This is a genomic window from Bradyrhizobium acaciae, from assembly GCF_020889785.1.
Lineage (GTDB): Bacteria > Pseudomonadota > Alphaproteobacteria > Rhizobiales > Xanthobacteraceae > Bradyrhizobium > Bradyrhizobium acaciae.
On the sequence record NZ_JACMYK010000004.1, the window covers coordinates 109,130 to 132,658 of the forward strand.

A 23,529-nucleotide genomic window follows, 5' to 3' on the forward strand; every position below is an offset into this window, starting at 1 on the left:
GCTCTGATCCTGAAGCTCGAGACCCCTCTTCGATGTAACTTCCAGCACAGCCTGCGAACTGGGAGCGGTGAGCAAGTCAGGCGCTAGCCGTCATTTGCAACCGGTGAAGGAACGAATATCTCGCATAAGCTGGGCCGCGCTGACTCGATCCGCCCAACCATTGTGCGCATGAACAATCAATCATCGGAGGCGTCTGCATTCTCCAACGCAGGCTTTTGCGACGACAGGATCCAAGGCGTTGCCATGGTCGGTGACCTTCAGGCGATCGCCGGCAAGGCGATTCCGGAAATCCCGAGCCTCGATGCATTGCTGCTGGAATGCTCGGCCCCATCGGAGGGCAAAGCGTCACAATCAAAAGCGACGCGTAGTTGAGCTTCTTTCGAATTCGACTTCATACACCCTATGCGGACTGATACTTGGGCATGCTACCGTTCGGCTCGCGCATGCCACTTCCCCCTCGCGCAATAGCCGCGTTTGCCGCACGCTTGCACGTAATGGTGAGAAAGCGCCGGCGTGTATCGGCGTCGATCTTGTTTTTCTTGCGGTAGAAGGGCGCGTCGAGGAACGATGGTCGGCGCTTCTATTGAGTCTACAATCTGCCGAATCGTTGTCAGTCACACTCTTCAAACCTGCGCAGACGGGATTTTGAGCCCATTTGCATTCAGTGACATGGGCGGGAAACGCTATGGCACGGATGTCGTGTTCCGATTTGCGTTCCGGGCTGCCTAGGCTGTGCAGGATAAAATGGCATGCGCAAACGAGAATAGGGATAGTATTTAGCGCGGCGCCTCGAGATGCAACGAGCAGAATGCTCTCCAAGCTGGGCCTTGTCAGACAGGGAGTCTCGGTTGATGAAACGCAGGGCGCGAGATCTTACAACGTGACGCAACGTGAGTTTCAATAGGCGTCGAACCGGCTGAAAAACATTTTTGCATTCCACGTGGTAAAGATGGATCAGCCTCAATTCCGCCATGCCGCTTGTCTCATTGCGCCAAGCATCGTCACGGATGTACTGATGATGCGGGGGCTGCCCCGGCGCACTTCAAACCCCGGCAGGTGCGTCGGGGCGCTTTAATTCGGCCGCGCCATTGTGAGCGCCGCGAGTTCACCAATTCCCAACCGGACCGCAGGCTGTGCCGGAACCGCAAAGCGCGGGCATTGTCAGCTTCTGTACTCCCTGGCACGTCCAAGTCAGACGATACGCGTCTGTTCTGCTTCGAGGCCTCAGGTCGTTCGTTTTGGAATCGTTCCTGCTATTGTCATGGCCCCCGTTGGTGAACGATGACTGCAACGACAGCCGCAGCAAAGGCAGATCGAACCGCATCTAGGTGCGAACTAACTGCACGCCGGCAATGAGCAGAACCGCTACAAGGACGAACCTAATAGCTGTCTGGCTCAGCCATTTCAGGCCGATGACCGTTCCTGCGATGGCTCCTCCCAGTGCGGCCATTGCGTAAATGGCCGCGTCCGAACACGGAAATTGGCCGGTGAAAAGAACTCCGACGAAGCCCACTGTGGAATTCGCTAGGATAAACGGAGGCGACAGCAGGGTGACTTGCCTGACTGACGCCAAGTTCAGTGTCATGAGCGCGGGCGCCAGGAATACTCCGCCGCCCACGCCGGTCAGACCCGAAACAAACCCGATGACCGCTCCAATGCCCACGCTTCCCCAGAGCGGAGTTTCGAAAATACGGTGGGCAAGGTCGCCACGCCGAACGATCATCACAGCGCTCGCCAAAAGGAGGACAAGACCAGTCAATGTCCTGTAAACGTTCTCCCCGAGCACCAGCAAGCTGCCGGCAAGTGCCGTCGGCATTGATGACAATAGCAGCGGCCGGAGCGCTGTCCAGTCGATCACTTTGTTGCGGTTTAAGAACCACGTGGAATAACTCGCGACAACAATGTTGAGGCCAAGCGCCGTCGGGCGCATCTCTGCGGAGGGCACGCTAGAAAACGCCATAAGCGCTAGGAACGCGGTTCCACCGGCTTGGCCAACCATTGCATAGAGCAGTGAGATAAGCGCGAAGAACAGAGAAAGCATACTTCACCAACCCTGCGAAAAGTTCTTCGCTTGCCTTGCGCTAATTTCATTCAGTCCCAGTTGTCTTTCCGCGACGGATGAAATCGAAGCGAGCGCTTTAATCGGATGCGGCGCGGCCGCGCGCCGCAATTGGCACCGGCTACGTTTCCCAAACCCAATGCCATTTGTGGATCGGCTTCTTCAATTGCCAGCATTGGGACTTGACCTGGATGTGAAAGTGGTGCGCACAGCCCGGCTGTTGTAAGGGGGCTTGGGAGCTGCCGCGCCGAGCGGCACTCTTCAGGCCCTGTAAGCCTAGCGCAAGTAGCGCTGTCGCGTTTCCTCCAGATGTCGCCATTGCTTCAAGCGCGCGTGTGCCGAAAACCGGGCTCTTGCCTTGAATTCCTGGTTATAGAGCATTGATTCTTGTGAGGCCGCCAGTTGGTACGACACTTGCTGATCTGCGCCCAGGTCCTCTCCCTTATGGAGATGCGCATGCAAGGTGTCCTCTGCGGAAGGCAAGTCTCGTTTCTGCGCGCATCTCCTATCGCGCACCTGGCGCACGGAGCATCTGTGTCTTCAATTCAGGTGCGCTGGACCTCTTCAACGCGCTTGATCAGCCGCCGGGCCGTTATATCACGCGGTCACCTGCTGGTGCGGCTCTTTCGCGTTGCTCGCAGACGGCATCCCCGACGCCGTCGAAGGACGGAGGATGAGCGAAGAATCCGCGACAGCAATTCGCAGGACGGGGACGAAAATGACCTTCCTGTCGGCAGGAAGTAGAAGACCAATGTCGGAACTGCGTAGGTCGAGCCCGGCATCGCCAAGTTGGTCAGCGTGCTCCAACTCGCTTGCATCGCGAAGGTCAACGTTCAGGGTATCATCGCGCTCAACCTTGAGGCAAAGTCAGGCGTCCTTCGGGCAGGACAGCCGCTGCTGACCATTTAGTCTGAGTAGAGCCGATCTTGTCGTTCATGGCTGCTTTGGCCGCACTATTAAGGCAGCATCGAGGGCACAGACCATCAGACGAACGACAATGCGGTGATGGCCTGCTTGGCCAGCGCGTCATCGGCGAGCAGGACCGTTCGGTCGGAATGTGACGGCGCTTCGGTTGTGGCGTGCCGTCGATGTCCGACGAGGATTGCCGCTGGATCCCGGCGTTTGGCGGAACAATTATCGCGCCGCAGCTAGCGGAAGGTGAAAAATTCGGGAATGGCGTCTGACGCAGCGGCGCTCCAGACTTCACGAAGAGCAAACCTGAGAGTTCAGCTCATGGAATGGAATGTGGCTCGGCCTGAAACAAATGCAATCGAACGCAGCGATGGCGAGCCTGCTCGGCGTGCCGAAGCGCCCATCGTGGATCTCTTCAGCTTCACCGAATGCGCAAACCAGACGCATTCGCTGAGAGCGTTGTTCGATCTTCTCGTAAACCGTGCCACCGAGGAAGGATTCAGTGAAGTTGCTTACGGAGCCCTCAACTTCGTCGAGCCACTTCGGTTGGCTGAGTATCCACCGCCGACTGTCGCTGTGAATTGGCCGCCGGCCTGGTGCGATCGATACTTCAAACGTAAGTACCACACCATCGATCCGGTGGTCCGGCGGACGCCGATGCATTCTCGTCCGTTTCTATGGGACCAACTCGCTGACCATTGTCAGCTTCAACCGGACGAGAGACGCGTTTTGGATGAGGCTAGGGAGGCCGGGCTGAAGCATGGCATGAGCGTGCCTCTATTTGGCCCGTTGGGCCAAGTATCTGTGGTGTCCTTTGCATCTCCGTCCGACGATGCTGATCCTCAGAATCGCATCGGTCATCTAAATGCCCTGGCTTCGCTCTTTCACAGCGCCTATGGCGAGATTGCTCGACCCCCTAATGGCGGCTGCCGGAAACAAATTGCATTGTCGCAACGGGAGATCAGTTGCATGCGGTGGGTGGCAGAGGGGAAATCGTCCTGGGAAATTGGGAAGATCCTAAAAATTAGCGAAAATACGGTCAATTTTCATATCAAGAATGCAATGCGAAAGCTGGGTGCGACCAGCCGGATCCAGGCGACCGCTATAGCCATTCGCCTCAATATTGTTTGAGATCCATCCTCACTGCCAGGACGTGGCATTGACGCCAATCTTTGGCAGGGCCCATGTCATTCGAACAGTGCTTGGTTGAGACAGGCGACAGGAAACTCACGTTGCGTGAGGTTCTGGAGTTCGATGACGCATGTCGAGCCCACCGGCTTGGTTTCCTCGGGTGTGCCCGCGGTCCGCTCGGCCAGCCAGTGATACAAGCCTAGACGAGCTCGCGCCGATTCCGCTGGCTTGTTGCGAGGCGGTAGGGCAGCCTTTCGAGAAAGAACCCCGACCGTTAGTCGGGGCTCTCGATTTAACTCTTGCGCGCGTGGTGTTCGCTATTTTGCAAACGCCGGACCGAACTTGTAGTTGAGCCGTGCCGTGACAAGATCGATGTCCTGCTGAACGCGATCGAAACCAGCGGCCGTGGGGAAGCTTACGTTGCTGCCCTGCATGAACAAGTGATTATACTCGAGGCCAGCCGACCAGTTCGGGGTCAGGCCGACTTCGGCGCCCACGCCGAGCGCGCCTCCCCAGCGAACATCGTTGGTCCTGCCAAGCTCGGTGCCAGCAGCCACCGAGTTGACGTGATAGGCATTGCTGGTCACCGCCGCACCGCCCTTGGCGTAAAGCAGCACGGCATTCAATGCGTAGCCGATGTGGCCGGTGAGCAATCCAAATGCATCTGTCTTGGTGCCAACGGTGTCCGCTGGGAAAGCGGTGCTGACATTAGAGCCGCTGAAGTCGGCCCAGTTGCCTTGACCTTCGATGCCGTACACCGTTCTGAAGATCTGCCAGCGATAGCCGATCTGGCCGCCGACGGTGCCGCCGGTCGAATTATGGCAGCCCTCGGAAGTGACGCCGCTGAAATTCCAGCAATTGTGACTCGATCCCCAACCGCCATTGAGGCCGATATAGTAGCCGCTCCAGTCGTTGATCGGAGGTACCACAGGCAGCGTGGCCGCCTTGATGTTGACAGGCTGACCGCCGAGGTCAGCGCCGAATGCGGGAGTTGCAGCGCTGAGTGCGATGCTTGCGGTCAGAACCAGCAAATTCTTCATTCCAGTGTCATTCCTTTTGATGCCCCCGGCGCCGTGCGTCTTAACAACATGATTGCGAATTGCTGTAACTGAGGCACAACATTCCTCGGCAAGAAATGGGTCGAAACGCACGGTGCGTCAGGTTGTGAGGCGCCTAACTTGCGGCGCCTCGACGAAAATGCGGCGACATTGATAGGGCGCCTCGTGGCGCGTTTGCCTGAAGACGAAGCGATCGTGATGGAACTGCGCGACGCAATGCTGCGAGCGCATTGCTAAGCACTGCCACAACCAGGTTCTTGGCGATACGTCCGGATGCGCCTCGTTCCGCGGGCGTCGTCATGAGCCGCACAGATAATGGCGTCCTAATCAGGACGGGATTTATCTTGAGTCAGAAGTCGTGTCGCACCTTAAGAAGGTGGTAACTTGGTAATGACCCATCCGAGCCATTGATCAATCTAGATTTGGACAACCTGAAGATCCGGAGCGAGCTGTAACTGCTCTTGCCGCGACAGGAAAGCCAATCAAGCCGGTGCGCCACCAAGATTGTCTGCTGTCGTAGAATGTTGGTCACCGCGCTAGATGAAGCCGGCATCGAAATTGCCGAGACACATGCCAAGCTGCCAGCGACGGTGCACATTGTGTCACGTCGTGGCAACGCGTGCCCGTCCCGCCTTTCTTTGCCGGCGTGCTCCCGTTTCTATCCTACTGGTATGGGGACGACGAGAGCTCCACGAGCAGCGCTCTCTGACGCAGTCGTCGGTATAGGTGAAGGTGAGCCGGGAAAACTCAGCTCGACCACGACCTGACACTTCGGGAGTTGACGACACCGTCCTTGTGCTGCCGATAACAAGGGTGGCGGCCAGCTAGAGGAACGAACCACCTACCGTTTGCTCGGCGACGCCAGTTCCGCTCGTAAATTGCGGATCGCTTCGTTCGCCAGATACAGGGTATTTCGTTCACCGGTCCTGATCGAGCACTCCAGTAATGCTCGCAAGCGGCTGTGAAGGAACGTCTTGAGATGATGCGCCAGAACTGGGTCCTTCTCGACAAAGCGCCACGCTTTTTCAAATGCGATACTTACGATAGCGTCTGGCGCTTGTACCTGGTCGGATATGATCTGATCCATCTCGAAACTCCTCGAGGCACAAGGTAAAAGATTCGTCCGAAGCGTACCGACGAGCTGCGGCCTGTCTTGACCGGCAAGAAGTCGGAGCCCCAGCAAAAAATGTGTGTCGAGCTGCTCGCGGCGCACAGTGAACTTTATAATGCCGCTTGTTGAAGTCCCGATGACCGAATGTCGAAGTGCCAGCGCGAGTCGAACGATTCTGGATTGGCTGAGGAGACCCTGCGTAACATCTGTCTCTTTGCGCCCCGCATCTTGTTGCCCGGCGTTCGCCCTTCGCCGCTTGCGGGCCGACACTCCCAAGAGTCAGTCGAGCTATAGCCGTCTTACGAAGCAGGCTGTTCACTACATTCAAACGTTGAAAGCTAAGAAGTGCTCTGGGAGATGTCGTATGCGCTCTTTATGTCGCATCCGGCTGTGTGGCTCATTCTCGACAATCCGTTCGTGTGCTTCCCGACATGCGTCAACAGCCTGGCTACATCTGCCGGCTTCGCACGGCACCACATTTGCGATACGGTTCTGCTACGGATAGGTCGCACGAAAGAAACGGGACAAGCTATCGCGACAATTGCGGTGATCTGCCAGGAGCTCATTCTGGCAACGAAATATATGGTGGTCCGCAACTTTAGAATACGGCGGCCGCCATCAGGGGGCAGCTCATGCTGCCAAGATCCGAATATCGGAAGGCGGGGTTAACCGTGCGGTGTCTCGCCCGAATAAAGAAAAACTGCGAGCGCGTAAGATGCCATGATCGAGCGCTTGGGGTGCAGTCCAGCGGAGATCGGATGGATGTCTCGCTCCTCGAAGTGAAATGATCAGCACGCCGAGGCGGCTCACTCACGTAGCGGTGAGCCACGGTCTCAAAGCGGCCTTATCCATTTGTAGGAGAGCAGCAACGGTCAGCCCAGCGATGAAGCGTTCGCTGAGCGGCCGTCAACTGCAGAAGAGCAAAGCGGCTCTCAGCCCGCCGCACGCGCCAGAATCAATCTGGCAATCCACATCTGGTTGGCCGGAGTGCGCAGTGCAGGTGGTAAGGCGGCCACTGCCTGATCGAGAAGGCGCCCCAAGATTTGAAGCTCTTCTGGATTGTAGACGCCTTGGTCCCGTCTCATTCGCGCTGCTCGTTCGCCGCCTGGATGGCCACCGGTGCTCGTATCGCCGAGCTGGCCGAGCTCGAGTTCCGCTGATACCATTTCGTTCGTGAGTGCGTTGAGCAGCTGGATTGCCTCGAGCTCGTTGCTTCCTTCGCGGACGAGAGTTGCTACGATATCGAGTTGTAGTTCGATGCGATCCTCAAGGTCTTGCATGCGTGAATTCGAAGGGTCAAGTTCCACAGTGCTGCTCCAGACTAATTAAACGAGATTGACGTGTAGTTTTGTATTCGTTCCGGTTTGCGAGGCAGCCGATGCGGTGCATGACCGAATTGCCGCTGCACAAGACAACTCGCACATGGCAACCAAAGAAAGGGACAGGCTCGTCTCGCAGAAAGACCCGAAGGAGGTAAGTCGCTATAGCTCGACTCCTTGATTGAGCTATCGAGCCGGCGCACGCCAAGCTAGCAGACTTCGCAGGAACGCCGTTGGCATAGGCGGAGCCCACTGAACAGCGTGGAGCGGATGGGCGGCATGAGAACCCCGCGATCAAATGGCGTAAGTGGGCGGCAAGTTTTGTCGCGTAGCCTTTCGCATCGCCGAAATCGACCTCAGTGCGCGGCGTTGATACCAGCACGTCCTTTTTGTGTTTAAGGAAGTCAGATGGCTGTCGTCGCACTACTTGAGAATCGCAACTTCGTGGAAGTAAGGGGGCTGTCCAGCTGGTCAGGTCGGCAAGCCTTGCCGCGGCTGGCGCCACAGGCAGTGCGCCTGCCTGGCTTCTATGCGACGCACGCATGCAACCCGGCCAATGCGCGTGAGAAGCACCTGATCTTCGGTGAGGCCTTTAGGATGACGATATTGCTGTCGGCGACTTCGAATGAGGGCCGTACGGCTTGGCGAGCCTTCCGGCTGAAGCTAGACCACTTGTGGCGCGGTTTCAAAGGTCGAGGGATACCGATGGTGGTGCTGCCGCGAAAGGTTTGAGCCGACCTGCGACTTGGCAGAAAGCAAAGGGGGTCCATGGTCACACGAGCTTCGTTAAAGGTGCTTTCCGGAAACCGGTGAGCGACTATGGTGCATTTGGCGGAAATTCGTAAAATCGAAAGTTTTGATGGGATGCATCCAGGCCGCGGATAGCGCGCGACTATCCTTGACCTGCTCTGGACGACGCATAAGACAAGCCCGCGTACGGGTTGAGCCGGTTTGTCATGCCAACGCTATTCAACCAGTCATGTCGCTGCCGACGACATCGGCTGCGCGGCCGGCAAAGTGATGCTTGAGGTCGCGCCTATATCCTGGTGGGTTTGGGATCTCCCGTTGAGCAAGAAGGAACGGCTTGATCGCACGCAAATGGCACGTGCGGAATGCCAAGAACTGGCCGGGCATCCCGCAGTCGCAAAGTTGAATAGACATTGTCAGCCAAAGCTATCGATGATTTCGGCTCTGATCGCGCTCGCGGTGTATAGTGAAACGTCGAGCGGAAGGTGCCCAAATGCAAGCTGGCAGAGCAGGTAGTTGGTACCTGCCTCTTCCATCTGATTAAGAAGCTGCTGTCGGGCGGAAGCTGGCGTTCCGACGACGCACAATTGGTTCTCCAAGGCTGCATCGAATGAAAGCGGCAGGGTCGGCGGTGTCGGAGTGGCGTTCAACTCGTAAAGGAACTTAAAGCTATCCAGCCATTGTCCATAAGCGGTTTCGGCAGCCGCATGAGCGTCTCCGTCAGATCTCGCAATCACGATCATACGAGCTAACCCTAGGAATGGCTCTCGATCGTCCGTGGCTGTGCAGCGCGCACGACGGGAACGAAAAGCATCCGTGATGCTTCGGACAGCAGAGGCGGGACCGACACACGCCAGATTTGCACCATTTGCCGCGGCCCATTCCGCCGATTCGGTCCGATTGCTGGCGATCCATGTCGGCGGATAAGGGCGCTGATGAGGCCTCAAGGTTAAGGGTACACTGTTCAGCTCAAAATGGCTTCCTTGGTAGGATAACGTATCGCTCTTCAGCGCAGCATTTAAGATTTCGCTGGATTCCATATAGCGGCTTGGCGCCGCGCCTGCGCTGATGCCGAAATAGCCCCATTCGATCGGCTGGGAGCCGCGCCCAATACCGAGTTCGAGCCTGCCGCCGCTCAATTGATCAAGCATGCAGATTTCTTCGAACGCGCGCAATGGATGATAGAGGTTGAGCAACAGAACAAGCGGACCAAAGCGAAGCCTCCGGGTGCGCTGCGCAAGACTTGCTAGAAACAGGTTCGGCGAAGGCCCTCTGCCATGAGGGGTGCAGTGGTGCTCGGCCAGGTGATAAGCGTAAAAGCCCAGAGAATCACACGTCTCCGCCAGCTTGAGACGATCTTCATACTGGCGCGCAATGTCGCGGCCGTCGTCGTCCAAGTGGTCAAAGATTGCGCATGTCAGTCGTGAGGGAAGGCCGCTTTTCACTCGATTATCTCCGATTGCGAATGGGAGTCCTGGTTGTGCCGTCGGCCTCAGAGACATGGCGTGCATCACTTGGCCGATCTGGCTATTTTGCGGGAGCTAACGCTCTGGGCGTGCGCCATGCAGCGTGGGCGTGAGAACCTGCCTATTGTTTGCGACTACTTTGATAGGAGTTCGCGAAGTGCATCCACGCCAAGCATCTGCTCGACCAGAAGTGTTTTTAGCTTCGCGTTCTCCTCTTCCAGGGCGTTCAACCGCTTGGCGGCCGAAACGTCCATGCCGCCGAACTTGGCCTTCCAGTCGTGGATCATCGCTTCGGAGATCCTGTGTCTGTGAGCTAGATCAGCCGGCTTCGCACCTGCTCCTTGCTCGTTCAGTATCGCGATAATTTGCTCTTCTGTGAATTTCGGTCGTTTCATCTGTACGTTCCGTTTTGCGCAGCACTTGCACTCGAAGTGCAGGCAATATGCATGCAGTAGATTTTCCGAGTTGTCGCGATGTCGGATGGAGCGTTACATCCTTCATCCCAAATGGATCGGCAGTTGTGCCCGAAAGTAGAACAACGTCCCAGGATGCGCAGTCGGACAGGAGAGCTGATCGAAGTCATGTCGATAACATTCTCAAGGTTGTAACTCTTTCCGATCGTCGAGGCGCCATGCCCGAATTGCCGGCTGCCGGAATCAATGTGAAGTCGTTATCGGCAATCCGCTTCGCAACGAGCGGCGTCCCATCAAACTGGCCGGCGGTCGGATCGCGCTCACATAGACCTTCAGTTTGTCGTAAGTCGCTTTGAATCGGTCGAGGCGCTTAAACAATTGACAAGCAACGCGCTGGCGAAACAGCGATTGGATCGCGATCGCGTTTCGCGCAATGTGAGGTCGCCGGAAGCTACGAAGTGCGGTTGCATTTGTCAGCATGGGCGGTCGACGGAGAGATTGCCGCGGCGGTTTGGTTGTCATGGCTGCCGTCTCAAGAGCGGAAAGACGCAGCATTCCCAATCAGACTGTTGCGGATGTTTGAGTGACGGGTTGCAAGAACTGGCCTTAATCGGGATGCTATTTGTCTACCATCGGACGAAGCTCCTCCTCTACGTCGACGTCTGGTAATTCTGCGAGCGCTGCAGCGAGGGCGACGAGCGTGCCGAAAGCAGCGAGCACTAGAAAGCTCGCGAGTACAACGGCAGAAAGATCCTGATGTCGTTTCATCATCCGTGTCGGGGGCTAGGTTGAGGGAGAAGGGCTGTGGTCGCGTCGATCAATTCTGATGAATGTATTCGGCCGCAAGCGTCCTGCTGGTCATCGCGGCCGCAGATCCGAATTACGGTCGGGATGCCGCATTCCGTTAGCTGAGGATTTGTCGGACCAGGTGACAATTGGATGATACCTGTTTCGGCATAGACGTCGGATGCGGAGATGGACAAAGACGAGCAAAGATGGCCGACGACCAAACGCACCTGAGTCATTGTGAGCTTATTTGTAACGGCTACCGCTTGCTTTGGGTCGCAGGCGTCATCAGCGACACTCAGTAGCACCTGGGTGTTGGGAAGGAGGCGCGAAGCGTTCGATGCCTCGACCGCCGCAGCGGCGCCGTTGCGCATCTGCGCGCCGAACGCCACGCTGCTTCCGCTCATCGGGCCAGCCTCGGCAATATGAATGTCCAAAGCCCACGCAGTCGAGGCGAGGGCACAGAAAACGAAGGCCGCGCCTGCAGCTGGAGTGTAACGCCTATTCAACACTGCAGAACTCCTAGTGCTCATCTCGATCTAAGCCCAACCGTCTGCGGCCAGCACGGGCCCGCAGGTCGAAGGATCGCCAAGCAAAGCATGCGTCAGCTCGGACAACGACCATGGCGGAGCCTACAATTTGACGTTACGTGCGATTCAAGTCTCCCCTGAACGGGAGAGCTTCGCTTAATGCATCAGAGAAGGCGGCGGATCGCCGGGAGCCTCGCAGAAAATCTGACCAGTGATTGGTAAAGCTGCCGCCGGGCATCAAAGCCGGCGGATCACGCCGAACCGCCATGACGATCGAGCCGGCCAAGCGGATTGGTCAAGCCGTCCGGAGCTACCCTGTGATCTCAGTATGGCTGATCCTCCAGGCCGGCGAGGGCAAGATCGAGATATTGCATGAGGCAGGGATCCCAACCAGCCAAACTGCGTGGGGCGCTTAGGCGTGCGAGGACCTTCAGAATCGTCGAAACCCGAGAATCCGCTCCAGCGATTTCGCCGATCAGCAGGCGCGCGGCAATCGCGACGGCCTTCGCGCGATCGCCGCAAGGGTGTTCGCCTCTATCCATACAATCGCGCAGGTCGTCCCGAATGCGTCGCCATCGCTCCTCGCGCTCTGCAGCCAACCTGCATGTGCATCGGGACGCTTGACTACGTGTCTCAACCCGCGACATGGCATCCAAGGTGGCAGGTAGCTCATCCACGCTGACCTGAACGTCCCTGTCGGTCGTCATGTTGCGCAATCGATCTCGCAACAGCGTTGCTCGAGCAACTTGAAGCTCTATACGCTCCAAATGTTTGCGCAATAGGTCGGTCAGCGAAGTCGTTCCCTCCATAGCTTTACGGATCTCGTAAAGGGAGAAGCCAAGCTCGCGTAGCGCCCGAATCTGGTGAACCCGCTGGACGCTTTCGCGGTCGTACATCCGGTGGCCGCCATCCGTGCGCTCTGAAGCGGCTAACAGGCCGGTGTGTTCATAATGATGCAGCGTGCGTACCGTCACTCCGGTCGCTTCCGCTAGTTCGCCAATGCGCCATCGACGCCGTCTTGGTGTAGCTTTGCTCATGTTGTTCAATTTCAAAGCCTACAACCTGACGTCACGTTGGATTCAAGCCATTTCAAAGCTCTAGCTGGATCGTCTTCCATTCCAGCGCAGAAGTGGTGACTATCCTTAGAACGGCGCGCGATCAACCCTGAGGAGAAAGGGTGATCAACAGGTTAGTTAAGCATGCCAGCTGGGTATTGCCTGCCGCTGTACGCTCCAGGATCAGTTTGGCGATCGCCGTTCGATTATCCGGAGTTCGCATTGATGGCGGCAGCGCGAAGACTGTCCTGTCAAAAAGGCTCCCCAAGAAAGAAAGCTCTTCGGGATCGAATACTCCGTTGTATTGCTCCAACGTACGGCTCCTTATTCGTCATTGTGTTGGCATAGCGCACCTCGTCAAGACGTTTGGCCGAGGTGGGGCCAAAAGAAGTCAGACCCGCGGCGCGAGATAAGCAAAGATGCGATACGCTCCAGGGTGATGCGACAGGGCAACACGCATGTGCGATGCCTTGCGTGGCCGACGCAAGTCAAACATCATATGCACAACCAATCGGCACTGCGTTGGCTGCTCGTGGGCTGGATCTCCGACGATGCCGAAGCGCCCGATGATTGCGAGCGCCGCAACCGATTCGCCATCGGCGCGGGCTTGTGACGATCGCCAACTATGAGGGGCTTTGACGAGAGACAACGACTTCGAGCGAGGCGATGCAAAATTGCACGCGTTGGGACACCGTCCGGGTGCCGGGTTCGTTCACCTTTGGCAACGGCCTTACGCTAGCGGCGAGACAGATCCTGCGAAGCCGCCGGCATCATTTGCTTGCTCCGGATTGCTAATGTTGAACGCCTCTTCACGCGCAGTTGCTACGCGAGCGGCCTCCTGCAGCAATATTTCTCGCAGCCAGATGCTTTCTGGGTCGCTGCTATTAAGGATTGGCCATTGGACTGACTCGGTGAAGGTGGGGAATGCCTGGGGAAGCGCGGCAATCCGAAGCGGCGCGGTTCTTTGAAAATGCTTTGCGAGCCTTAAGGGTATGGTCCCTATGCGGCCTGTGCCCGCTAGCAGGGGCGGGATCATGCTGAAGCTCTGCACCAAAATATCGATGCGCCGATTGATCCCGAGATCGTGCAACAAGGAATCCTCGACGAAGGTCTTGCGTGTGCCTCCGAGCTTGACCGCAACGTGGCCCATCGACATATACCGATCAAATGTCAACCGCCTCAGTAGGTGACGATTCGTGTGGCAGCCCACGCAAACAAGGCTCTCCTCGAACAAGGCCGCTCTGGGGTGCGTACCGGACATGAATAGTTCCGGCAGGATGACAAAATCGACCTCGCCGCGCCGAAGCAACTCATCGTGCTCATCGGTGAGGGTCACGAGCTCGAATCTGACGTTGGGTGCTTCTCTCGCGACACGCTCCACGACGTGGCGGAAGAATACGACCGTCATAAAATCTGACAGGCAGATCCTGAACCGCCGGTTTGATCGGGCAGGGTCGAAGGCGTTCCGCGCGATAATCAAGTGCTGGATGTGCATCAGCGCCTCACGAACCGGAGCGGCGAGTCCCTCCGCGCGTGAGGTCAGGACAAGTTCTCGTCCTCTCATTACAAACAACTCATCGCCAAAATAGGAGCGCAGTCGGGCGACAGCTGCACTCATAGCGGGCTGGCTAAGGCTGATCTTGCGTGCCGCTGCAGTCAGGCTGCGCTCGGTCATTAGAGCATCGAGAGCGACGAGAAGATTTAGATCCAATCCTTTGAAACGCATATCTTCTTGTCCGGCGTAAACGTGCGTGCGTTGCATAAACGACCGGCCGCGGCCGCGCTTGGGGCGGTCTCACCGGCTCGTCCGAATCGGTTTCGTCCTTCTTGCGATCGCGAGAGGAAGTCGCGGAATCATCGCAACGATGGACAGTTCGGCCGTTGGCGGACATCAGAGACCGGAAACCGGTACAAGCCCGAAGCTATTAGGCTCGCCGCTCGGGCCAACCTGGTTAACAAGACCCGGTCGTTAACTATTGGCACCAGTCGAAGTTGTTCCGCCAACGCCGTGAGTTCGGCTGTGCGCACGGTCGACCGCCGTTTAACGCAGCGCGAGCCAAGGCGCGCAGCCTACAACCTCACGCAGCGTGGGATTCAAGCGAATAATTGAACGTGCCGGAAATTTGCGCACCAACAAGCGTTATGTACCAGCCTAATGCTCGACGTCCGTCGAGCATTATCGCGTGTATCCCAACCTCAACCGGAACATTTTGGTGCACGACCTGCCAAGCCACCTTAGCGAGTCGTAATCCATCGTTAGATGCTTGCAACATCGCGCATCGAGAAATAGAAAGCGTCGGCGGAGAATTAATGGCGTGCCGCCATACTCGAGACACGGCCCAATCGTCCGATGCTGAACTTAACATCGCCTGCGTGTAGATGTCTCGAGATGGCCCGATGCGATGTTGGACGCCTCTTCCAACAATATTCGCCTCATCCAAACACTCGCTGGGTCGGTGTTGTGGAACGCAGGCCATTGCAATGCTTCGGTGAATGTGGGCAGAGGCAAGGGTGGTGCGACAATCCGCACGGGCATCCGCTTTTCGAAATGCCTCGCGAGTCGCAAAGGCATCGTGCCGATACGGCGGGTGTCCAATATTATGGGTGGGATAAGGCTAAAGCCTTGCACTACCACCTCGATCCGTCTCTTTAAACCGTGTTCAAGCAAAAACCATTCTTCCAGGTTGGGCCTGGGCGCCCGTCCGAATTTGGCCGTAACGTGACCCAGCGAAAGATAGTTTTCGTATGTCAGTTGGCGTGACAGCTGCTTGTTCGTGCGGCATCCCACGCACACGAGAGTCTCGTCGAACAGCGTCGCCTTGGGGTGAGTGCTCGACATAAACAATTCCGGCAGAATGAGAAAGTCGACCTCGCCTCGGCGGAGCAACTCGTCTGGCTCATCCGAAAAGGGCAGCAATTCAAAGCGCACAGCCGGGGCTTCCTGTGCGATGCGGTCCATAATTCGTCGAAAAAAGACGATCGTCATGAAGTCGGAGAGAATGACCCTGAAGCGACGGTTGGACTGAGCAGGGTCGAACGAATCTCGTGAAATAATCGAAAGCTGAATGTGCAACAGGGCCTCGCGAACGGGACCCGCGAGCGCTTCCGCGCCCGGTGTCGGGACGAGCTCTCGACCGCGCATCGTGAAAAGTTCATCGCCGAAGTAGGTGCGCAGCCGCGCGATTGCCGCGCTCATAGCGGGCTGGCTCAGGTTGATTGTACGCGCCGCGGCGGTGAGGTTGCGCTCGGTCATCAGAGCATCGAGCGCAACGAGCAGGTTAAGATCGAGGCCTTTGAAGCGCATCTTTTAGTCTATCCATCGTGTGGATGCATTCTATCGAAACAATCGATTTTACCAAACTGCGGGATGTTGGATAGCAAACATCAGTTTGGAAAATAGTTGGAACACCATGATGGCTGTTGGTGGTGCGCGGGCTCTGGACAACCCCTTGAACGTGAGCGGCCGCTATGGGTTTCTTGGGCAGCTGTGATACGCGCAGGCGTACGAGTGGCGTCGGTCTTGACCAGCGCAACTCGCTTATCGAAGCGCTCAGTAAACCTTCGTATGTGTATCCCAACCCTTTCCATATCGGCGGTTTACCCGCGTACACTTGAGGGCCCGATCAGCGTCGCCCTAGTGTCGTGATACAGAGGCAGGCGCAGAGCGCGAATGCCAAATAGATCTGGCGACAGTCCGTTGGCTCGACTGTCAATCGCATTCGGGGCGTGTTGAAGATGCATGAGAACCAAGTTGATCTAGTGTCGTTGAGACGATCTCTCAACGAGATGCTCCGCATCGATGGTCCGGTCACTAGCGGCAAATCGCCGATGGCCGCTATAGACGAGGCAGAAGGGCTCCATGGTGCAGATAACATCTGCACGATCGAATCGCCCCGTCGGTACGCCTTCGGCACAGCATTCGGTCGAAACGACAAGCCTCAACGGAGCGATCAACTGATCGCTCATAAAAGCGTCACACCAAGCGATCTGCTCCATTGCCGGGCGCGCAAAGGCAAACCGGCGTCCAACGAAATGCAACGGCGAATTTCTCGATCGGTCTGCGTCCGGTGAGTGAGTTTGCGTGACTGAGCCCCGCTTTTGAAAAGACTCGCGTAGGAAAGCCTGCAATGGACATGGTCGCATCTCGCACTGCGGAAGCTCCTTCTGCGCGCGCTCAAGTTCATTGGAGCGTTCGCTGGGAAAACGACCTGCGGCTTGCTGAGCATGCCGAGCTCGCCGAATTTTTTCGGAAGAGTTACGGGCCGACCGGTGCTTTTAATGCGCAGCCATTTGAAGGCAACAGAAGTTGGGCCGGCGCTAGGCCTGAGGTCCGCGTGATTGGTCGCGACGCCCATGGCGTAGCTGCTCACGTCGGACTACTGCGCCGCTTCATCAAGATTGGTGCAATCGATCTGCTCGTGGCCGAACTTGGGCTGTATGCCGTGCGGCCGGATCTCGAGGGTCTTGGAATCAGCCACGCGATGCGGGTGATGTATCCTATGCTGCACGAACTTGGAGTCCCGTTCGGCTTCGGGACGGTCCGGCCCGCGCTTGAGAAGCATCTTACCCGACTGGTGCAAAGACAGGGCCTCGCGACCCTCATGTCAGGCCTTCGCGTCCGCTCTACGCATCCGGATGTCTATCCCAATTTGTCGCCGATCCGCATCGAAGAGGTGATCGTGGTGGTGTTCCCGGTTCAAAGCGCGATCAGCGAGTGGCCCGCCGGCGCGATGATCGATCGGAACGGGCCCGAGCTGTGAAAGACCTTATCCCCGTGTCCGCCGTTCCTTGCGACTACGCTGATGTGAGCGGAAGCTTCCCTGTCTATTTGACCTTTGACGATGGGCCAAATCCATTTTGCACGCCAGAGGTTCTCGATGTGTTGACGCACCATCGGGTGCCAGCGACGTTCTTTGTGATCGGTACCTACGCAGCCGAGCAACCCGAGCTCATTCGACGGATGATCGCACAAGGCCATGAGGTGGCGAACCACACGATGACGCATCCGGATCTGTCCAGATGCGGGCCCGTTGAGGTGCGCGGTGAGGTGCTAATGGCCAGCGAAGCGATTCGTTCGGCGTGTCCGCAGGCTGCGCCCAGGCACATGCGGGCCCCCTACGGTAAATGGACCGAAGAGGTGCTCGCTACAACGGCACAGGCGGGTCTTACGGCTGTGCACTGGTCGGTCGATCCGAGAGATTGGTCCCAGCCCGGGGTGGAGAGAATTGTGACTTCGGTACTCGGAGCCGTTCGACCGGGTTCGATTGTTCTCCTGCACGATGGATATCCTCCTGATGAGGACGGACCGTGCGTTGGTGCAACTCGGCGAGACCAGACGGTTAGAGCGCTCTCTTACCTAGTTCCAGCACTACAACGCCGCGGCTTCGTGATCCGCCCGCTCCCTCAGCTTCACTGAACAACAACTGGCACCCTATGGACCTGCTCGCTACAACCAGCGCCGCCGCGGTTTCGTCTTACGCGCTGCTCTCGACCATCTACAAAAGCACGCAGGCGCTGTATGCGCGGCGGGGGAATGCCCCATCGCCGCGGAACGATCTGGGACAATCCGCGCCGGTTCTGCCAAGTGTGGATATTATCGTGCCTTGCTTCAACGAGAAACCGGACACGCTCGCGCAGTGTTTGGAGTCGCTCGCCAGACAAGACTACGAAGGAAAGCTGCGGATCTATTTGGTCGACGATGGCTCGGCAAATCGCGACGTTGTAGGGCCTGTACATAAGATCTATGCCAACGATGCGCGCTTCAGCATCATCTTGCTCGCCAGGAATGTTGGCAAGCGCAAGGCGCAGATCGCCGCAATACGCGGCTCGTCCGGTGACTTGGTGCTTAACGTCGATTCCGATACGATACTGGCCGCTGACGTGGTGACCAAACTTGCGGCGAAGATGCGGGATCCCGACATTGGTGCCGCGATGGGCCAGCTGGTAGCGAGCAATCGTAACGATACATGGCTGACCAGTCTGATCGATATGGAATACTGGCTGGCGTGCAACGAAGAGCGCGCGGCGCAAGCTCGGTTCGGTGCGGTCATGTGCTGCTGCGGTCCATGTGCGATGTATCGTCGCTCTGCACTTGCCCTGCTGCTTGATCAATACGAAACGCAATTCTTTCGCGGCAAGCCGAGTGATTTTGGCGAAGATCGCCATTTGACGATTCTCATGCTCAAGGCGGGATTCCGAACCGAGTATGTTCCGGACGCGATTGCGGCAACGCTTGTCCCTGACACTCTCGGGCCATACCTGCGTCAGCAACTGCGCTGGGCGCGCAGCACCTTTCGCGATACGTTTCTCGCATTGCGTCTGCTGCCGGAGCTCGATGGCTACCTCACACTGGACGTTGTCGGGCAGAATCTTGGCCCACTGCTACTCGCCCTTTCAGCACTGGCTGCGCTTGCCGAACTTGCAGTCGACGGATCTGTACCCTGGTGGACAGGCTTGACAATTGCGGCGATGACGATGGTTCGGTGCAGTGTAGCTGCACTTCGGGCGGGGGAATTGCGATTTCTCGGATTCTCGCTCCACACACCGATAAACATCTTTCTTTTACTACCACTCAAAGCGTATGCCCTTTGTACATTGAGCAACAGCGATTGGCTGTCGCGCACGATCGTCAATGAGCCAACTGAAGGAAATGAGCAGATCATGCCGGTGCCGAACAGTGCAGCGGGTCTTGCGGCTACAGAGGAGGCGTCTGGCACAACTCCGAAGGCAGCGGTTCCTCACCGTCTATCGCGCTTGGCGGCGCCGGAGAGCATTTGCGGTCGGAAACGATCGAGCGCGTATAAGTAGGTCTATCGGCGTATGACTGTGTACAAGAACCATCAACTACTGGAACGCGAGCTCGCTGTGGATGATCCATGGCATCTCGACAGCAGTGCGTTCGAGCAGGAACGGTACGGGCAGATGCTCCGGATGTCGTCTTGCAATGGGGCTATCGAGCATGCCCTCGAAGTCGGATGCGCAGCCGGGGCATTCACTGAAATACTTGCACCGCGTTGCCGCCGGCTAACAGTGGTCGATGTCATGCCGCAGGCGATCGAACGAGCGCGCCTACGGACCGGACATCGGCCACATGTAAATTGGATAACCTGCGATATTCAGCAATTTTCGACCACAGAGAAGTTCGATCTGATCGTCGTCGCCGAGGTTCTCTACTATCTCAATGACGTTTCCGAGATGCACGCGGCGGTCCGCAATCTGGTGAGCATGCTCGCCCCAGACGGCGTTCTGGTGTTCGGGTCCGCGCGGGATGCCATCTGTCGACACTGGGGTCATGCCGCTGGTGCCGAGACGGTGATCTCTCTCTTCAAGGAGAGCTTGTTGGAGGTGGAGCGTCTGCACTGCCAAACAGCGTCGGTCAACGAAGACTGCTTGCTCGTCCTGTTCCGGAAGTCGGGGCAGTAGTTAAAACGCTCTATCGTCGGTCATTAGATCAGGGGGTCGTATGCGCATCTGCGGCATCAAATTAACACATGACGGCGGAATTGCTCTCGTCGAGGATGGGCGGCTCGTATTTTGCACCGAGCAGGAAAAGCGCGGCAACAACCCGCGCTATCAATCCATCGACAACCTCGATGAAGTCGTGCGTGCATTGGTGGAGCATGGTCTTGATCCGCGAGACATTGATCAGTTCGTTATCGATGGCTGGGATGGAGAGATCGAGTCGCGGTTCCAGGTCTTAAGTGGGGCGGTGCCGATCACGCTGAAAGGGGGACCATATGTCGAGCGTCATGCTGAAGGCCTTCTTGATTCCGTCGAAGGGTTTGGCCTGATCCTAGGCGACAAGGTCTTTCCGTATAATAGTTACCCGCACGTCACGGGCCACGTCGCGTCAGCCTATAGCACCAGCCCCTTTGCCAGTACGAGAAAGCCCGCGTTCTGTCTGGTATGGGACGGATCCATCTTTCCCCGCCTTTACTATGTCGAACCTCGCGGCGCGCGGCTCATGGGATCCCTGTTTCCCATGATTGGTCAGGCCTATGCTGCCGCCGGCCTTCATTTCGGGCCTTACAGGCAGCCGAGCCGCACCAGTTGGGATTTGGGTATCGCCGGCAAGCTGATGGCCTACATCGCGCTTGGCTCTGTCGACGAAGGCGTTATCGCAGTTTTTCAAGAACTCTACGAGAAGCGCTTTGCCGCGGACACGGAGCAGGCTCGTCGCTACCGCGCAGACATCCACAATCCAGAAGCATTACTTGCGGCCACGCACGATTTTTTCGAGGCAAGCGCAGTGCGCCTTACGGGCAAACGCGCGGAGGATATCCTTGCCTCGTTTCATATGTTCTTGGAACGTCTTCTGGTTCGGGAAATCGCGATGGCTCTGTTGCAGCACTCCTCTCTTCCCGGCGCGCGAAATCTATGTGTGGCAGGTGGGTGCGGTCTCAACATCAAGTGGAATAGTGCGCTTCGCGCGACGGGCCTGTTCGACGAGGTGTGGGTACCGCCTTTCCCGAATGACAGCGGCTCGGCAATAGGTGCTGCTTGCGCGGCGATGGCGGCGCGAAATGGGTTTGGACCGTTGGAATGGTCTGTTTACAGCGGTCCGGCTCTGCAGGCGACCGAGGAGTTGCCGGAATGGGAGTCCGAGCCGTGCAGTCTGCGCGAGCTTGCCGCCATTCTCGCCGACAACAAGCCGGTAGTGTTCCTGTCCGGGCGCGCCGAGCTGGGTCCGCGGGCGTTGGGCGGCAGAAGTATTCTGGCGGCTCCGACGTCACCAGCCATGAAGGATCATCTCAATGACATTAAGTGTCGTGAGCATTTCCGACCGGTGGCGCCGATCTGCTTGGAGGATCGCGCGCCAGAGATATTCAACCCAGGTACGCCGGATCCGTACATGCTGTTCGATCATCAAACCAGGGCGGAATGGCGCGACAAGATCCCTGCTGTCATTCATCTGGACGGTTCAGCGCGACTGCAGACAATCTCGCGCAGCTCTCCACACAAAGTCGCTGAGCTTCTCATCGAATTCGAGCGCCTTACGGGGCTTCCGTTGCTCTGCAATACGAGCGCGAACCTGAACGGGCGTGGATTCTTTCCGGACGCCGCGGCGGCCTGTCAATGGGGGCGCGTTGAGCATGTGTGGTGTGATGGCCAGCTCTGGACCAAGCCGGTCGTAAGGAAGCAACCGCCGGCTAAACGGCTCCAGTCGGCCTAAGATGAGCATGTCCACCGTAGCAATCGACCTTGCCGGCGTCAGAAAGTCATTTGGCGGCAGAGTTATCGTCGATGAACTGTCGTTCTCGGTTGCCCGCGGAGAGTGCTTTGGTCTACTCGGGCCAAATGGAGCCGGCAAGAGCACGATCGCCCGCATGCTCCTCGGCATGATCTCGCCGGACGCAGGCAAGATAATGGTACTCAATGAACCTGTGCCGGCGCGCGCGCGTGTCGCACGCATGCGGGTCGGCGTCGTACCACAATTCGACAACCTTGAGCTTGAGTTTACCGTACGCGAGAATCTGCTGGTGTTTGGTCGCTATTTCGGCATGAGCGCCCGCAAGATCGAAGCCGTCGTACCATCGCTGCTCGAGTTCGCGCGGCTCGAAACCAAGGCGGACGCACGGGTGTCAGAACTGTCGGGTGGCATGAAGCGGCGAGTGACCTTGGCACGCGCGCTAATAAATGACCCGCATCTGCTCGTAATGGACGAGCCGACGACTGGTCTGGATCCGCACGCACGGCACCTGATCTGGGAGCGCCTGCGAGTTCTGCTGGCGCGTGGCAAGACAATCCTCTTGACCACTCACTTTATGGAAGAGGCCGAACGCCTGTGCGATCGGCTGTGTGTCCTCGAGGGCGGACGCAAGATCGCCGAAGGCAAGCCAGATGTGCTAATCGACGAGCATATCGGCTGCAACGTGGTCGAAATCTATGGAGGTGATCCACGTCAGCTCCGTGAGCTGATCAGGCCCCATGCGCGGCACATCGAAGTGAGTGGAGAGACGCTCTTCTGCTATGCGCCATATCCGGAGCAGCTCCGCGTGCTACTGCGGGGGCGAGCGGGACTTCGTGTTCTGCAGCGTCCCCCAAATCTCGAAGACGTGTTTTTGCGGCTGACCGGACGCGAGATGGAGTGAGTTATGGGTGAAAGTTATGCGGCGGTGATGCCCACAAACGCGTACAACTGGATCGCGGTATGGCGTCGGAACTTCCTAGCATGGAAGAAAGTTGCGATGGCATCGATTCTCGGCAACCTCGCAGACCCCTTGACCAATCTGTTTGGCCTCGGTTTTGGCCTTGGGCTGATCGTGGGGCGCGTTGAGGGGACGTCGTACATCGCGTTCCTTGCGGCAGGCATGGTCGCGACCAGTGCCATGACGTCCGCGACCTTTGAAACTATGTATGCGGCCTTCGCACGCATGGACGCCAAGCGTACCTGGGAAGCAATCCTCTCCACTGGGCTCACGCTTGGCGATATCGTTTTGGGTGAACTGGTGTGGGCGGCCACTAAGTCCGTTCTGGCCGGAACAGCGATCGGGATCGTCGCTGTCGCGCTGGGGTATGCATCCTGGCTATCCATTCTGTATGCGATGCCAACAATCGCCCTTACTGGCCTTGTCTTCGCCAGCATGGCCATGGTCGTCATATCTCTTGCGCCAAGTTACGACTACTTCGTATTTTACCAGACACTTGTCCTCAGTCCTATGGTGTTTTTGTGTGGCGTGGTCTTTCCGACGAGCCAACTGCCCGGCTCATTTCAGCATTTCGTCGGCTTGTTGCCTCTCGCACATTCGGTTGACCTTATTCGCCCAGCGATGCTTGAACGCGGTGTCGACAGTGTTGCCCTGCATGTCGCCGCGCTCTGCGTTTACACGGTCGTGCCCTTTTTTGCGTCGATAGCAGTATTTCGGCGCCGTCTGCTGCGTTGACGTGAGTTCCGCAGAATGGAGAAAGTCACAGTCACGATGCGTCGTGCGGTAGCTCGGGA

At 57.5% G+C, this 23,529-nt stretch carries 21 protein-coding genes and 1 pseudogene; 10 read left to right on the forward strand and 12 right to left on the reverse strand.

The features are described 5' to 3' along the window. Positions 1 to 168 precede the first annotated feature (168 nt). The gene (locus H8A92_RS03585) at positions 169 to 372 is read left to right on the forward strand and encodes a hypothetical protein (RefSeq protein ID WP_229194482.1); all 204 of its coding nucleotides are present in this window, start codon (positions 169 to 171) and stop codon (positions 370 to 372) included. Between the two features lie 952 nt (positions 373 to 1,324). On the opposite strand, the gene H8A92_RS03590 is transcribed toward H8A92_RS03585, so the two are convergent. Together H8A92_RS03590 and H8A92_RS03595 are read right to left on the reverse strand one after the other, a co-directional pair. After that, complete coding sequence (locus H8A92_RS03590) at positions 1,325 to 2,041, reverse strand: sulfite exporter TauE/SafE family protein (RefSeq protein WP_229194483.1); 717 nt, start codon at positions 2,039 to 2,041, stop codon at positions 1,325 to 1,327. 50 nt (positions 2,042 to 2,091) lie between these two features. Next, positions 2,092 to 2,235, reverse strand: a complete 144-nt coding sequence (locus H8A92_RS03595; RefSeq protein ID WP_229194484.1) for a hypothetical protein — start codon at positions 2,233 to 2,235, stop codon at positions 2,092 to 2,094. Positions 2,236 to 3,376: 1,141 nt separating this feature from the next. Here H8A92_RS03595 and H8A92_RS03600 point away from each other — a divergent pair. Beyond that, positions 3,377 to 4,102, forward strand: a complete 726-nt coding sequence (locus tag H8A92_RS03600; protein WP_229194528.1) for a helix-turn-helix transcriptional regulator — start codon at positions 3,377 to 3,379, stop codon at positions 4,100 to 4,102. A gap of 317 nt (positions 4,103 to 4,419) precedes the next feature. Here the strand turns inward: H8A92_RS03600 and H8A92_RS03605 are convergent, their stop codons facing one another. From H8A92_RS03605 to H8A92_RS03615, 3 genes are all read right to left on the reverse strand, one after another. Beyond that, the gene (locus H8A92_RS03605) at positions 4,420 to 5,142 is read right to left on the reverse strand and encodes an outer membrane protein (protein WP_229194529.1); all 723 of its coding nucleotides are present in this window, start codon (positions 5,140 to 5,142) and stop codon (positions 4,420 to 4,422) included. Between the two features lie 859 nt (positions 5,143 to 6,001). Beyond that, a complete protein-coding gene (locus H8A92_RS03610; protein WP_229194485.1) occupies positions 6,002 to 6,247 on the reverse strand; it encodes a hypothetical protein in 246 nt (81 codons plus the stop codon). Between the two features lie 956 nt (positions 6,248 to 7,203). Continuing rightward, a complete protein-coding gene (locus tag H8A92_RS03615) occupies positions 7,204 to 7,551 on the reverse strand; it encodes a NolY (protein ID WP_229194486.1) in 348 nt (115 codons plus the stop codon). Positions 7,552 to 7,998: 447 nt separating this feature from the next. On the opposite strand from H8A92_RS03615, the gene H8A92_RS03620 reads away from it, so the two are divergent. Then, positions 7,999 to 8,322 (forward strand): hypothetical protein, encoded by a 324-nt coding sequence (locus tag H8A92_RS03620; RefSeq protein WP_229194487.1) that lies wholly within the window; start codon positions 7,999 to 8,001, stop codon positions 8,320 to 8,322. Positions 8,323 to 8,753: 431 nt separating this feature from the next. On the opposite strand, the gene H8A92_RS03625 is transcribed toward H8A92_RS03620, so the two are convergent. The 7 genes and pseudogenes from H8A92_RS03625 to nodD1 form a co-directional block, all read right to left on the reverse strand. Continuing rightward, the gene (locus H8A92_RS03625; RefSeq protein WP_229194488.1) at positions 8,754 to 9,782 is read right to left on the reverse strand and encodes an LLM class flavin-dependent oxidoreductase; all 1,029 of its coding nucleotides are present in this window, start codon (positions 9,780 to 9,782) and stop codon (positions 8,754 to 8,756) included. A 158-nt stretch (positions 9,783 to 9,940) separates the two neighbouring features. Further along, positions 9,941 to 10,198: pseudogene (locus H8A92_RS03630) on the reverse strand (transposase); the annotation flags it as partial. Between the two features lie 785 nt (positions 10,199 to 10,983). Next, positions 10,984 to 11,535, reverse strand: coding sequence for an ABC transporter substrate-binding protein (locus H8A92_RS03635; RefSeq protein ID WP_338026499.1), 552 nt, complete (start codon positions 11,533 to 11,535; stop codon positions 10,984 to 10,986). A 320-nt stretch (positions 11,536 to 11,855) separates the two neighbouring features. After that, on the reverse strand, positions 11,856 to 12,569 hold the full coding sequence (locus H8A92_RS03640) for a MerR family transcriptional regulator (protein ID WP_229194531.1): 714 nt from the start codon (positions 12,567 to 12,569) through the stop codon (positions 11,856 to 11,858). A 121-nt stretch (positions 12,570 to 12,690) separates the two neighbouring features. Beyond that, a complete protein-coding gene (locus H8A92_RS03645) occupies positions 12,691 to 12,900 on the reverse strand; it encodes a hypothetical protein (RefSeq protein WP_229194489.1) in 210 nt (69 codons plus the stop codon). Between the two features lie 417 nt (positions 12,901 to 13,317). Continuing rightward, positions 13,318 to 14,313 carry a LysR family transcriptional regulator gene (locus H8A92_RS03650; protein ID WP_229194490.1) on the reverse strand — a complete coding sequence of 332 codons (996 nt, stop codon included), beginning with the start codon at positions 14,311 to 14,313 and terminating at the stop codon, positions 13,318 to 13,320. A 633-nt stretch (positions 14,314 to 14,946) separates the two neighbouring features. Beyond that, positions 14,947 to 15,891, reverse strand: coding sequence for a transcriptional regulator NodD1 (gene nodD1 / locus H8A92_RS03655; protein WP_229194491.1), 945 nt, complete (start codon positions 15,889 to 15,891; stop codon positions 14,947 to 14,949). A gap of 823 nt (positions 15,892 to 16,714) precedes the next feature. On the opposite strand from nodD1, the gene H8A92_RS03660 reads away from it, so the two are divergent. Genes H8A92_RS03660 through H8A92_RS03690 form a run of 7 tightly spaced genes read left to right on the forward strand, consistent with a single transcriptional unit; the run spans position 16,715 to position 23,470 of the window. Further along, a complete protein-coding gene (locus H8A92_RS03660; protein WP_229194492.1) occupies positions 16,715 to 17,347 on the forward strand; it encodes a NodA family N-acyltransferase in 633 nt (210 codons plus the stop codon). Next, complete coding sequence (gene nodB, locus H8A92_RS03665; RefSeq protein WP_420831284.1) at positions 17,344 to 18,003, forward strand: chitooligosaccharide deacetylase NodB; 660 nt, start codon at positions 17,344 to 17,346, stop codon at positions 18,001 to 18,003. Before H8A92_RS03660 ends, nodB begins: the two co-directional genes overlap by 4 nt. Before the next feature lie 17 nt (positions 18,004 to 18,020). Next, positions 18,021 to 19,394 carry a chitooligosaccharide synthase NodC gene (gene nodC / locus H8A92_RS03670; protein ID WP_229194493.1) on the forward strand — a complete coding sequence of 458 codons (1,374 nt, stop codon included), beginning with the start codon at positions 18,021 to 18,023 and terminating at the stop codon, positions 19,392 to 19,394. A 12-nt stretch (positions 19,395 to 19,406) separates the two neighbouring features. After that, positions 19,407 to 20,009 carry a nodulation methyltransferase NodS gene (gene nodS / locus H8A92_RS03675; RefSeq protein ID WP_229194494.1) on the forward strand — a complete coding sequence of 201 codons (603 nt, stop codon included), beginning with the start codon at positions 19,407 to 19,409 and terminating at the stop codon, positions 20,007 to 20,009. A gap of 40 nt (positions 20,010 to 20,049) precedes the next feature. Beyond that, positions 20,050 to 21,759, forward strand: a complete 1,710-nt coding sequence (gene nodU, locus H8A92_RS03680) for a nodulation protein NodU (protein ID WP_229194495.1) — start codon at positions 20,050 to 20,052, stop codon at positions 21,757 to 21,759. Between the two features lies 1 nt (position 21,760). Next, positions 21,761 to 22,678 carry a nodulation factor ABC transporter ATP-binding protein NodI gene (nodI, locus tag H8A92_RS03685; protein WP_229194496.1) on the forward strand — a complete coding sequence of 306 codons (918 nt, stop codon included), beginning with the start codon at positions 21,761 to 21,763 and terminating at the stop codon, positions 22,676 to 22,678. 3 nt (positions 22,679 to 22,681) lie between these two features. Continuing rightward, positions 22,682 to 23,470: an ABC transporter permease gene (locus H8A92_RS03690; protein WP_229194497.1), complete on the forward strand. Its 789-nt coding sequence runs from the start codon at positions 22,682 to 22,684 to the stop codon at positions 23,468 to 23,470. Positions 23,471 to 23,529: the final 59 nt, after the last annotated feature.

Excerpts from the sequence above, each read along its gene's own strand:
- nodU (WP_229194495.1), top strand. The coding sequence starts at position 20,050 with ATGCGCATCTGCGGCATCAAATTAACACATGACGGCGGAATTGCTCTC.
- H8A92_RS03660 (WP_229194492.1), top strand. The coding sequence starts at position 16,715 with ATGGACATGGTCGCATCTCGCACTGCGGAAGCTCCTTCTGCGCGCGCT.
- nodC (WP_229194493.1), top strand. The coding sequence starts at position 18,021 with ATGGACCTGCTCGCTACAACCAGCGCCGCCGCGGTTTCGTCTTACGCG.
- H8A92_RS03690 (WP_229194497.1), top strand. The coding sequence starts at position 22,682 with ATGGGTGAAAGTTATGCGGCGGTGATGCCCACAAACGCGTACAACTGG.
- H8A92_RS03650 (WP_229194490.1), bottom strand. The coding sequence starts at position 14,313 with ATGCGTTTCAAAGGATTGGATCTAAATCTTCTCGTCGCTCTCGATGCT.
- H8A92_RS03610 (WP_229194485.1), bottom strand. The coding sequence starts at position 6,247 with ATGGATCAGATCATATCCGACCAGGTACAAGCGCCAGACGCTATCGTA.
- H8A92_RS03635 (WP_338026499.1), bottom strand. The coding sequence starts at position 11,535 with ATGAGCACTAGGAGTTCTGCAGTGTTGAATAGGCGTTACACTCCAGCT.
- H8A92_RS03585 (WP_229194482.1), top strand. The coding sequence starts at position 169 with ATGAACAATCAATCATCGGAGGCGTCTGCATTCTCCAACGCAGGCTTT.
- H8A92_RS03590 (WP_229194483.1), bottom strand. The coding sequence starts at position 2,041 with ATGCTTTCTCTGTTCTTCGCGCTTATCTCACTGCTCTATGCAATGGTT.
- H8A92_RS03615 (WP_229194486.1), bottom strand. The coding sequence starts at position 7,551 with ATGCAAGACCTTGAGGATCGCATCGAACTACAACTCGATATCGTAGCA.
- H8A92_RS03595 (WP_229194484.1), bottom strand. The coding sequence starts at position 2,235 with ATGCTGGCAATTGAAGAAGCCGATCCACAAATGGCATTGGGTTTGGGA.
- H8A92_RS03605 (WP_229194529.1), bottom strand. The coding sequence starts at position 5,142 with ATGAAGAATTTGCTGGTTCTGACCGCAAGCATCGCACTCAGCGCTGCA.
- H8A92_RS03640 (WP_229194531.1), bottom strand. The coding sequence starts at position 12,569 with ATGAGCAAAGCTACACCAAGACGGCGTCGATGGCGCATTGGCGAACTA.
- H8A92_RS03620 (WP_229194487.1), top strand. The coding sequence starts at position 7,999 with ATGGCTGTCGTCGCACTACTTGAGAATCGCAACTTCGTGGAAGTAAGG.
- nodI (WP_229194496.1), top strand. The coding sequence starts at position 21,761 with ATGAGCATGTCCACCGTAGCAATCGACCTTGCCGGCGTCAGAAAGTCA.
- nodS (WP_229194494.1), top strand. The coding sequence starts at position 19,407 with ATGACTGTGTACAAGAACCATCAACTACTGGAACGCGAGCTCGCTGTG.
- nodD1 (WP_229194491.1), bottom strand. The coding sequence starts at position 15,891 with ATGCGCTTCAAAGGCCTCGATCTTAACCTGCTCGTTGCGCTCGATGCT.